Origin of the sequence: Clostridioides sp. ES-S-0010-02 (assembly GCA_020641055.1) — a bacterium.
GTDB lineage: Bacteria > Bacillota > Clostridia > Peptostreptococcales > Peptostreptococcaceae > Clostridioides.
Map to the genome: position 1 here is coordinate 527,216 of CP067345.1, position 11,595 is coordinate 538,810.

The following is an 11,595-nucleotide window of genomic DNA, read 5'->3' on the forward strand; positions in this document are numbered from 1 at the left end:
ATTTAGTAGAAAACTACTATAATTAATGATAGAATAGTTCAGTAAGCTATCGAATTATGAAAAATGACATTATATGAGATTAATAAAATTAAAACTTATAAAAATAAATTTATAAAATATATTAAGGATTAGGAAAGGATATAAAAAATGACCAGAAGTTATGATAGAACTAATGAACAGATAAGACCTGTAAAGATTACTAGAAATTATACAAAGTACGCAGAAGGTTCTGTTCTTATAGAAATGGGAGAGACAAAGGTTATATGTACTGCATCAGTGGAAGAAAAAGTACCTCCTTTTTTGAGAAATAGTGGTACTGGGTGGATAAATGCTGAATATTCAATGTTACCAAGGGCAACTCAACAGAGAAAAATAAGGGACGCATCTAGAGGAAAAATCGACGGAAGAACTCAAGAGATACAAAGGTTAATAGGAAGAGCGATAAGGTCTGTTATAGACTTAAATAAATTAGGAGAAAGAACTATTTGGGTAGATTGTGATGTGATTCAAGCTGATGGTGGAACTAGAACTGCATCTATAACTGGGGCGTTTGTAGCAGTTGCAGAAGCAATCTATAAATTATATAAAGCAAAAACATTAAAAGAAATGCCAATAACAAATTTTGTATCTGCAATTAGTGTCGGAATAGTAAATGAAACTCATATGCTAGATTTATGTTACGAAGAAGATTCTAAAGCACAGGTAGATATGAATATAATAATGACTGATAAGTGTGAGTTTGTAGAAGTACAGGGGACTGGTGAAGAGAAACCTTTTTCAAGAAAAGATTTAAATTTATTGTTAGAGTTAGGAGAAAAAGGGAATAAAGAACTAATAAGGCATCAAAGGGATGTTTTAGGTGAAATAGCAGATGAGATATTAGGTATGGATTATGGCAATGAAGTTGTTATTGCTACTAATAATGCTCATAAGTTAGAAGAAATAGGTGCAATCTTAAAGGACTTTGAATATACTGTATATTCTCTAAAAGATGTTGATTTAGCAGGTATAGAAATAATAGAGGATGGAAAAACATTTGAGCATAATGCATTGATAAAAGCTAGAACAATAGCTAGAAAAACTAAACTTATAGCTATAGCAGATGATTCTGGTTTAGAGGTAGATGCATTAGGCAAAAAACCAGGTGTTTATTCAGCTAGATATGCAGGAGAGCATGCTACAGATGAAGAAAATAGAGAAAAGCTATTAAAAGCCATGCAAAATGTGCCAATGAGTAAAAGAAATGCAAGATTTGTCTCTGCAATAGCAGTAGTTTTTCCAGATGGAAAAGAATTTGTAGTAAGAGGAATTTGTGAAGGAATGATAGGCTTTGAAGAAAAGGGCAAAAATGGTTTTGGATATGATAGCTTGTTTATAGTAAAGGGATATAATAAAACTTTTGGTGAAATACCTAGTGTTATAAAAAATTCAATCAGCCACAGAGCAAATGGACTAAAGATTATGAAACAAGAGTTTATGAAAAGGGTAGTGAAGTAATGAGAATAGGCATAATAAGTGATACACATATGATGATTAAAAATATGGAAAAGACAATACCATATTTAGAAGAATGTGACTTAATAATTCATGCAGGAGACAACTTTACAGACTCAAGATATCTTCATAATATGACTAAAGTGGGAATTATTGCAGTTAAAGGAAATTGTGATTTTGATGCTATAGAAGAAGAACTTGTCTTTGAAGTAGCAAATAAGACTATATTTTTATGCCATGGTGATAAGTATGGTGTAAAATATGGAACACAAATGTTAGAAAATAAAGCTACTGAAGTTAATGCTGACATAGTTATATTCGGTCATACTCATACTCCATTTAGAGAAATTAAAAATGGTGTGCTTTACATAAATCCTGGAAGTACTTCACTTCCAAGAGGAGTATCGTATAAGAGTTTTGTAATTATGGAGATAGAAGAAGATGATATAAATATAGAGGAAATACGCATATAAAGGTGTATTTATCTAAAAAAATAGCAAAAAACACTCAAAAAATTAAATTTTATCAAATAAGTACAACGATATTAATGGAACACTTGTAAATAAAAAAACTTATGTGATATAATTAAGTGGTTGAATTATAAATAGAATGAATTATGATACCATTATCGGGTATTACATAAATATCACTAGGAGGATTAGAAGGATGAAAGCAGAACTAATTAAAAAAGAGGGTAATAAAGTTACTTTAAAAATAACAGTAGATAACAATAAATTTGAAGCAGCAGTAAATAAGGCTTATAATAAAAGCAAAAGCAAATATAATATACCTGGATTCAGAAAAGGTAAAGCTCCAAGAATTGTTATAGAAACTCAATATGGAAAAGGTATCTTCTATAATGATGCTATAGAAGTGTTATTCCCAGAAGTTTATCCAGAAGCTATCAAGGAATTAGATATAGATCCAATAGACAATCCAGATTTAGATATAGAAGAAATAAGCAAAGACAATGGATTAGTTATGGTTCTTAATGTTGAAGTTAAACCAGAGTTTGAATTAGGAAACTATAAGGGTATAGAAGTAGCTAAGGTTGAGAATACTGTAAGTGATGAAAATGTTGAAGCTAAATTACAAGAAATGGTTGAAAAAAATGCTAGATTAGTAAGTGTTGAAGACAAAGCTTTAGAAGATGGAGATACAGCTATAATAGACTTTGAAGGTTTTGACAATGGTGTAGCTTTTGATGGTGGTAAAGGTGAAAATTATAACTTAGTTATAGGTTCAAACACATTTATACCAGGATTTGAAGAGCAATTAGTAGGTAAAAAAGCTGGTGAAGAAGTTGAAGTTAATGTTACTTTCCCAGAAGAATACCACTCAGAAGATTTAGCTGGAAAGCCAGTTGTATTTAATGTAAAAGTAAATGATGTAAAAGTAAAAGAATTATCTGTATTAGATGATGAATTTGCTAAAGATACTAGTGAATTTGATACTTTAGATGAATTAAAAGCAGATGTAAGAGCTAAATTAGAAGAAGAAGCTAAAAATAAAGCAGATGCAGAAATTAGAAATTCAGTAGTAGAAAAAGTTGCTGAAAATACAGAAATAGAAATACCAGAAGTTATGGTAGAACATCAAATAGATAATATGTTAAACGAACTTAACTACCAATTACAATATCAAGGATTTGGATTACAACAATTACTAGAGATGACTGGTAGAACTATGGAAGAATTAAGAGAAGAAAGAAAAGAAGATGCTAAAAAATTAGTTAAATCTTCTCTAGTATTGGAAGCAATAACTAAAGCTGAAGGAATTGAAGCAACAGAAGAAGAATTTAAAGCTGAATTAGAAAAAATGGCTTCTGCTTACAATATGGAAGTAGAAAAAATAGAAACTACTTTAAGAGATGCTGATAAGGAAGATATAAAAGGACAAATAAAAATAAGAAAGACAATAGACTTATTAGTTGAAAGTGCGACAATAGCTTAATAAAATAACCGCTATAACTAATATAGTTGACGTTATAGAATGTTTAGTATATAATGTTGTGCAAATATAATTTAGTTAAATGCGTAAAATAATTTACAGTAGCTTAAAAAAGCTACTGTAAATTATATAGAATAAAGGGGGTATGAAACCATGGCATTAGTACCTGTAGTTGTTGAACAAACAGGAAGAGGAGAAAGATCTTATGACATCTTCTCTAGACTATTAAAGGACAGAATAATCTTCTTAGGAGATCAAGTTAATGATGCCACAGCAGGGCTTATAGTAGCACAGCTATTATTCTTAGAAGCTGAAGACCCAGACAAAGATATACATTTATATATAAATTCTCCAGGAGGAAGTATAACTTCTGGAATGGCTATATATGATACTATGCAATACATCAAACCAGATGTAAGTACTATATGTATAGGTATGGCTGCTTCTATGGGAGCATTCTTGTTGGCAGCAGGAGCAAAAGGAAAAAGACTAGCACTACCAAATAGTGAGATAATGATACATCAACCATTAGGTGGAGCTCAAGGTCAAGCAACAGATATAGAAATTCACGCAAAGAGAATTTTAAAAATAAAAGAAACTTTAAATGAAATATTATCTGAAAGAACTGGTCAGCCATTAGAGAAAATCAAAATGGATACTGAACGTGATAACTTCATGAGTGCATCAGAAGCTAAGGAATATGGCTTAATAGATGAAGTATTTACAAAGAGACCGTAGATAGAGAGAGGTGTTAATATGTCTAAATACGAAGAGAAACGACAATTAAAGTGTTCATTCTGCGGTAAAAATCAAGATCAAGTAAGAAGATTAATTGCAGGTCCAAATGTATACATTTGTGATGAGTGTGTTGAACTTTGTGACGAAATTATTCAAGAAGAAATAGAAGATACTATAGATGAAGATACTACATCTTTACCAAAACCAAAAGAAATGATGAATATCTTAAATGATTATGTAATAGGTCAAGAAAAAGCTAAAAAAGCTTTATCAGTTGCAGTTTACAATCATTACAAGAGAATATATAGTAAAAAGTCTAGTAGCAAGGATATAGAAATCCAAAAGAGTAATATACTTTTATTAGGGCCTACAGGTTCTGGTAAGACATTATTAGCACAGACTTTAGCTAGAACTTTAAATGTACCTTTTGCAATGGCAGATGCTACATCACTAACGGAGGCTGGATATGTTGGAGAAGATGTTGAAAATATACTTTTAAAACTTATTCAAGCTGCTGATTTTGATATAGAAAAAGCTGAAAGAGGTATAATATATATAGATGAGATAGATAAGATTGCAAGAAAATCTGAAAATCCATCTATAACTAGAGATGTTAGTGGAGAGGGTGTTCAACAAGCTCTTTTAAAAATATTAGAAGGTACTGTTGCAAATGTCCCACCACAAGGAGGAAGAAAACATCCTCATCAAGAATTTTTAAAGATAGATACTACAAATGTATTATTTATATTAGGTGGAGCTTTTGATGGGCTAGAAAAGATAATCCAAAAACGTGGTGGAGATAAGACACTAGGATTTGGAGCTAAGATAGAAAGTAAAAAAGAATTAGATTTAGGGAAGTTATATGAAAAAGTACTTCCAGAGGATTTATTAAAGTATGGTATAATACCTGAATTTATAGGAAGAATACCAGTTTTAGCTACTTTAGAATTGCTGGATGAAGATGCACTAATGCAAATACTACAACAACCTAAAAATGCTCTAGTAAAACAATATAAGAAATTATTAGAGTTAGATGATGTTGAACTAGAATTTGAAGATGATGCTCTTCGTGCAATAGCTAAAAAGGCTATAGAAAGAAATACAGGAGCTAGAGGACTTAGAAGTATAGTTGAAAGTGTAATGATGGAAACTATGTTTGAAGTACCATCTAGAGATAATATAAAGAAGGTTATAGTAACAGAGAAATCTGTGAACGAAGACTCAGTAAATCCTATCATAGTACTTAAGGATCAAGAGGAAAGTGCATAAGATGATGAAAAGGAGCTTTAAAAGGCTCCTTTTTTTATGCTAATATGAAATTAGGTATTATTATGATAAAAATGTGAGTAGAATACCTATAATACCAAAGACGAATACAATTGCAATAGAGCCAATTTTTCCCTTATATAGAAGATAGAATGATGCTGCAAATGCGATTATTCCATATAAGTCCCAATTAACTTCTTTTGCAGATGAAAAAGCGGCTGACAGTATAAAACCTAGAGTAATTGGTCTAAGTACCATTAATAAATTCTCTACCTTTTTATTATTTTTGAACTTAGCAAATAACTTTGATATAATGGTTAAACCTACTAATGCAAATACTGTAACACCGATAGTTGCAGATAAAGAACCAAAAAAACCAGCAGTCTTAAATCCAACAAATGTAGCACTATTTATTGCTACAGGACCTGGCGTAGATTGTGATATAGCAAGTAAATCTAAGAACTCTTGATTAGTTATAAGGTGGTATTTAGATATAAATTCTTGTTGAATAAATGGTAGCATAGCATAACCACCACCAAAACTAAAGGCTCCTATTTTAAGGAATATTAAGAAGAGTAGTGTTATTTCTGACATAGACTATATACACCTCCTCCAATTATTAAATAAATAGGACTTATATTGAATACACCAACAGATAAAACTGCTATAATTAATAGTAGTATGTTAGTTTTAGACTTTGGCAGTTTCTTAAACATGCTTGTAAAAGAATACAATATAAGAGCTATTACTACAGGCGCAACTCCTTTAAAAAATCCATCTAGAATTTTAGATGAGGAATTTTTAAAGTATAAATATGACAATACTAAGACTATACAAAATGACGGTAGAGCAGAGCCTAGGGTACATATAAGAACTCCTGGTATACCATAAAGCTTATATCCTAATAATACAGATATATTAATTGCTAGTACTCCAGGATAACTTTGAGCTATGGATAGATAATCGATAAATTCTTCCTGCTCTAAAAGTTTTTGTTTGTTTACAAGTTCATCTTGTATAAGAGGAACCATAGCGTATCCACCACCAAATGTAAACGCACCAATTTTTAAAAAGGTTAAAAACAATTTCAACATAATAGAAACCTCCAAATGATAAATAACATCTAAGTATACTAACATTAATATTATATCATAATAAAATAATAATATAATATGCCAAGAAGTTATTGTTAATGTTGAAAATTAACATGTGCAAATATATAATATAAAATGCAAAATAATTAAACTAGAAAAGGAGTAATGTTGATGGAACAAAATTATACTAAAATAGATCATGAATTACCATTAATCCCTTTGAGGGGATTAGCAATATTTCCATATATGATATTAAATTTTGATATAGGAAGAGAAATATCTCTTAAAGCTTTAGACCAAGCTATGATGGATGAAGAACTTATATTTTTAACATCTCAAAAAGAAGCAGATGTTGATGAACCAGGTGAAGAGGATTTTTATCATGTAGGAACAATTTGTAAAGTTAAACAAATGATAAAATTACCAGGAGATACAGTTCGTGTTTTGGTTGAGGGTGTATCAAGAGGTAGAGTTAAAAAAATAGAGCAAGAAGAAGGATACTTTAGAGCAGTAATAGAAGAAATTGTTTTTGATAGTGATAATTTAGATAGTGAAACAGAAGTTGAAATTGAAGCATTTGTAAGAAATGTATTTGATGCTTTTGAAGAGTATATAAATATTGGAAATAGAGTATCACCAGAAATATTGATATCTTTAGCTGATATAGAAGATGTAGATAGATTTATAGATACAATAGCTGCAAATATTTATCTAAAATCAAGTCAGAAACAAGAAATATTAGAAGAATTTGATATTAAGAAAAGACTTGAACTTATATATTCTATATTACTAGAAGAGATAGATATATTAAAAATAGAAAAAAAGATAACTTTAAGAGTTAAAAAACAAATGAATAAAGTTCAAAAAGAATACTATCTTAGAGAGCAATTAAAAGCTATACAAAAGGAATTAGGTGAGGAAGAAGATATAAATTCTGAAGCAGATGAGTATAGAGAAAAGCTTAAAAAAATAAAAGCACCTAAAACTACTAAAGAGAAAATAGAAAAAGAAATTGATAAATTTTCAAAGATATCTTCAATGTCTCCAGATGTATCTGTAAGTAGAAATTATTTGGATACTATATTTTCATTACCATGGAATAAAGAAACAAAGGATAAACTAGATATAGTTAAAGCACAAGCTATACTAGATGAGGACCATTACGGGCTGGAGAAGGTTAAAGAAAGAATATTAGAGTATTTAGCCATAAGAACTCTTGCTAAATCACTTAAAGGTCCTATAATATGTCTAGTTGGACCTCCAGGGACAGGGAAAACATCTATAGTCAAATCAATAGCAAGAGCATTAAATAGAAAATTTGTAAGAATATCTTTAGGTGGCGTTAGAGATGAAGCCGAAATAAGAGGACACAGAAGGACTTATGTAGGTTCTATTCCAGGAAGAATAATTAATGGAGTCAAAGAAGCTCAGACTAAAAATCCTGTGTTTTTATTTGATGAGATAGATAAAATGGCAGCAGATTATAAAGGTGACCCAGCTTCAGCTATGCTGGAAGTATTGGACCCAGAGCAAAATAAGGATTTTGTGGACCACTATTTAGAAATACCTTTTGATTTATCAAAGATACTATTTGTTACAACAGCAAACAGTTTAAGCAATATTCCAAGACCATTATTGGATAGAATGGAAGTAATAGAAGTATCTGGATATATAGAAGAAGAAAAGTTAAATATAGCAAAACAATACTTACTTCCAAAACAAATTAAAGAGCATGCTTTAAAAGAGAATTTTGTAAAAATGGATGATGAAACTTTAAGAAGCATAATAAATCATTATACAAGAGAAGCTGGAGTAAGAACATTAGAAAGAACTATTGGTAAAGTTTGTAGAAAAATTGCCAAAAAATATGTTGAGGACCCAACACTTGAAGAAGTTGTTGTAAATAAGTCTGACTTAGAAAAATATCTTGGAAAAGATATGTTTAAATACCAACTTGCAGAGCTTAATCCTCAAATAGGGCTTGTAAATGGACTTGCATGGACAGCAGTTGGTGGAGTTACCCTTGAAGTAGAGGTAAATGTGCTTAAAGGAAAGGGTGAAATTGTATTAACTGGAAAACTAGGAGATGTTATGAAAGAATCTGCTAAGACAGGTATTTCTTATATAAGATCAATAGTGGACAAGTTTGATATAGACCCTGATTTTTATAAAACTAATGATATTCATATACACATTCCAGAAGGTGCTGTTCCAAAAGATGGACCATCAGCTGGTATAACTATGGCACTTGCAGTGATTTCAGCACTTACTAAGAGACCTGTACCAGGTAATATAGCTATGACAGGAGAAATAACTTTAAGAGGTAGAGTGTTAGCTGTAGGAGGAGTTAAGGAAAAACTATTAGCAGCTCATAGAGCTGGCATAACAAAAGTTCTAATTCCTAAAGAGTGTGAAGCTGATTTAGATGAGATACCAGAAAATGTAAAAGAAAAGATGGAGTTTGTGCTTGTAGAGCATATGGATGAAGTATTAGAACAAGCTTTATTAAAGAGTGGTGAAAAAAATGAAAATTAGAAGTTCAGAGATAACTATGAGTGCTGTGAATAAATCACAGTATCCAGCAGAAGGTATCCCAGAGATAGCTCTGGCTGGTAGGTCAAATGTTGGAAAATCATCAATAATAAATACATTACTTAATAGAAGAAACTTTGCTAGAACTAGTCAAACACCAGGAAAAACTAGAACTATAAATTTTTATCTTATAAATAACGAATTTTATTTTGTAGACCTTCCAGGATATGGGTATGCTAAAATAGCCAAATCTGAAAAAGAAAAATGGGGAGGTATAATGGAACGATATCTAGAAAGTAGACAAGAATTATGTTCTATATTCCTACTTGTAGATATTAGACATGAACCTACAGCAGACGATAAACTTATGTACGAATGGATAAAACATTTTGGATATAACTGTGTAGTTATTGCAACTAAGGCAGACAAAATATCTAGAGGACAATATCAAAAGCATATAAGTATTATAAGAAAGAAATTGCAAATGGAGAGTAGTGAAAAAGTAATTCCTGTTTCTTCGCTAAAAAAGACTGGTGTTGAAGAACTTTGGGAAGAAATTGTAAGTCAATACAATCAACATGGATATGAAATAACAGTAGATTAATTTTAAGTGTTTATATATATTAAAATCAAATAAAGGATGCCTCAAAATGTTTTTAAGGGAAATTTTGTGGCATCCTTGTTGTTTATAAGCAATAAATATCGGTAATTATTGTTAGAAATTAATAAAATTAATAAAATTAGTTTGTTTAAAGATTTACTGACTTATATAATTAGTAATGAATTTTGACTAAGAAGTAGATTTTTCTGTCTTTCTCATAAAGCAAACGGTAAGTATGAGTCCTATAAAGCATACTGATGCTGCAATCCAGTAAGATTGATTACTAGCCGCAACATAAGCTAGTGTATGACTTGTAGACTTTTGATGATATGTAAGTCTTTGTGCAAAGAAACTACTGAAAAAGGCTGTTCCAAGAGCAAATGACAAATTACGAACAGTTGCAAGAAAACTTCCCCCATATCCTTGTTTTTGAGGAGGAACGTCTGCCAAGATACTACTATTGTTTGGTGAACTAAAAGAACCTAATCCAAAGCCAAAAATAATTAAGCATAGAATCAAAAGATATAATGGAGAATCAGCTTTTAAAAGTGCCATTCCAACCAGAGCAATAGTCATAAATGAAAAAGATACAGTCAGAATATTTTTTGCACCATGTTTGTCAGAAAGAGAACCGGAAATAGGTGCTATAAGTACCATAATAAGTGGATGAACAGTCATGACAGAACCAGCCATCATAGGAGATAAATTTTTTAGTTGCTCTAGATAAAAAGGAAGTAGAAAAGATACTGCCATTTGAGGAAAATAACAAGCTATTCCAATAATATTGCCTATAGTGAAATTTCTATTTTTAAACAAAGGTAAATCAATAAAACTTTGTTCAAATTTTACTTCTCTTAATACCAACATTAAAAATGCTATAATTGCTACTATTCCTAGATACCATTTTGTATTTCCTTCTCCATTCATTGCAAGTAAGATAAGTGTGGTACAAGATGCAAATAATAGAAGTCCTGGAATATCGAAACTTTTGTTTTGTTCATCTAAAATAGGTTTTGGTAGAAATTTTATTCCAAGAAAGACTGCTATAATACCAATAGGTATATTGATTATGAAGATAGAAGGCCATCCAAAGTGTTCTAAAAGTATTCCACCAATTACAGGACCACTCATATTCCCTATACCAACTACTGCTCCAGTAATTCCTATAGCCTTTCCCTTCTCATTTGCTGGAAATGCATTAGAAACTATACCAAGTCCAGTTGCCATTAAAATACTTGCTCCAATTGCTTGAAATATTCTTGATAAAATCAATGTTGTTAGGTTATTAGATATACTACATAGAAAGGAACCTATTGTAAATACAAAAAATCCTAACGTATATAGATAATTTGAACCCACCTTATCGCCAAGTTTCCCAAAAAACAACATAGTAGCTGTTACAACCAACATATAAGCTGTAACTACCCATTGGATTTGCGACATATTAATTTTAAAGTCGGCAGCAATTGTAGGATTTGCGATATTTAGTATACTTCCATCAAGAGTAGACATAAATACACCAATACAGATGATAATTAATACTATCCATTTTTGTTTCACTGATAACACCCCAATCTTTTACATAGTAGATTTTGTTTTATAAGTACAGTATAGTTACAAAATAAACAACAAAAAAGCACCTATGTTTTAGGTACCTTAGAATATGTTTATTTTCATGAATAAATGCGGTAGTTGAAGGATTTGTATAGATTACTCATGTAAAATTACATAAAGGTACTCGTATACTATTTTCTTCTACCATCCAGATTTTACTGTCGGCTTTGGAATTTGACCAAATTCTGCCATAAGGCTCGCGGGCTTTTACCGCCGATAGGGAATTTCACCCATTTCTGAAGAAAAACAGATGTATTTTTTAATTTTATTTTAACATAAAATAACAATCGAGACAATTAGATTTAA

10 protein-coding genes and 1 riboswitch are annotated in these 11,595 nt (G+C 30.6%); of the genes, 7 read left to right on the forward strand and 3 right to left on the reverse strand.

Translation table 11 applies throughout. The features are described from left to right. Positions 1 to 147 precede the first annotated feature (147 nt). The 5 genes from rph to clpX all read left to right on the forward strand — a co-directional run bounded on the left by rph (position 148) and on the right by clpX (position 5,451). A complete protein-coding gene (gene rph / locus JJC01_02915; GenBank protein ID UDN58832.1) occupies positions 148 to 1,497 on the forward strand; it encodes a ribonuclease PH in 1,350 nt (449 codons plus the stop codon). Next, positions 1,497 to 1,967, forward strand: a complete 471-nt coding sequence (locus JJC01_02920) for a metallophosphoesterase (protein ID UDN58833.1) — start codon at positions 1,497 to 1,499, stop codon at positions 1,965 to 1,967. Before rph ends, JJC01_02920 begins: the two co-directional genes overlap by 1 nt. A 193-nt stretch (positions 1,968 to 2,160) precedes the next feature. Beyond that, positions 2,161 to 3,447, forward strand: a complete 1,287-nt coding sequence (locus JJC01_02925) for a trigger factor (GenBank protein ID UDN58834.1) — start codon at positions 2,161 to 2,163, stop codon at positions 3,445 to 3,447. A 150-nt stretch (positions 3,448 to 3,597) separates the two neighbouring features. Further along, positions 3,598 to 4,182: an ATP-dependent Clp endopeptidase proteolytic subunit ClpP gene (clpP, locus tag JJC01_02930; protein ID UDN58835.1), complete on the forward strand. Its 585-nt coding sequence runs from the start codon at positions 3,598 to 3,600 to the stop codon at positions 4,180 to 4,182. An 18-nt stretch (positions 4,183 to 4,200) separates the two neighbouring features. Then, on the forward strand, positions 4,201 to 5,451 hold the full coding sequence (gene clpX, locus JJC01_02935) for an ATP-dependent Clp protease ATP-binding subunit ClpX (protein ID UDN58836.1): 1,251 nt from the start codon (positions 4,201 to 4,203) through the stop codon (positions 5,449 to 5,451). Between the two features lie 60 nt (positions 5,452 to 5,511). On the opposite strand, the gene JJC01_02940 is transcribed toward clpX, so the two are convergent. Both JJC01_02940 and JJC01_02945 read right to left on the reverse strand, forming a co-directional pair. Next, positions 5,512 to 6,042 carry a chromate transporter gene (locus JJC01_02940; protein UDN58837.1) on the reverse strand — a complete coding sequence of 177 codons (531 nt, stop codon included), beginning with the start codon at positions 6,040 to 6,042 and terminating at the stop codon, positions 5,512 to 5,514. Then, positions 6,030 to 6,542 carry a chromate transporter gene (locus JJC01_02945; protein ID UDN58838.1) on the reverse strand — a complete coding sequence of 171 codons (513 nt, stop codon included), beginning with the start codon at positions 6,540 to 6,542 and terminating at the stop codon, positions 6,030 to 6,032. Before JJC01_02945 ends, JJC01_02940 begins: the two co-directional genes overlap by 13 nt. A 171-nt stretch (positions 6,543 to 6,713) precedes the next feature. On the opposite strand from JJC01_02945, the gene lon reads away from it, so the two are divergent. Beyond that, positions 6,714 to 9,077 (forward strand): endopeptidase La, encoded by a 2,364-nt coding sequence (lon, locus tag JJC01_02950; GenBank protein ID UDN58839.1) that lies wholly within the window; start codon positions 6,714 to 6,716, stop codon positions 9,075 to 9,077. Beyond that, entirely contained in the window at positions 9,067 to 9,678 is a 612-nt protein-coding gene (locus JJC01_02955) for a YihA family ribosome biogenesis GTP-binding protein (protein ID UDN58840.1), read from the forward strand. Before lon ends, JJC01_02955 begins: the two co-directional genes overlap by 11 nt. A 186-nt stretch (positions 9,679 to 9,864) precedes the next feature. Here JJC01_02955 and JJC01_02960 read toward each other — a convergent pair whose 3' ends face one another. After that, positions 9,865 to 11,235, reverse strand: coding sequence for an MFS transporter (locus tag JJC01_02960; protein ID UDN58841.1), 1,371 nt, complete (start codon positions 11,233 to 11,235; stop codon positions 9,865 to 9,867). A gap of 186 nt (positions 11,236 to 11,421) precedes the next feature. Continuing rightward, a riboswitch (FMN riboswitch) is annotated at positions 11,422 to 11,537 on the reverse strand. Positions 11,538 to 11,595: the final 58 nt, after the last annotated feature.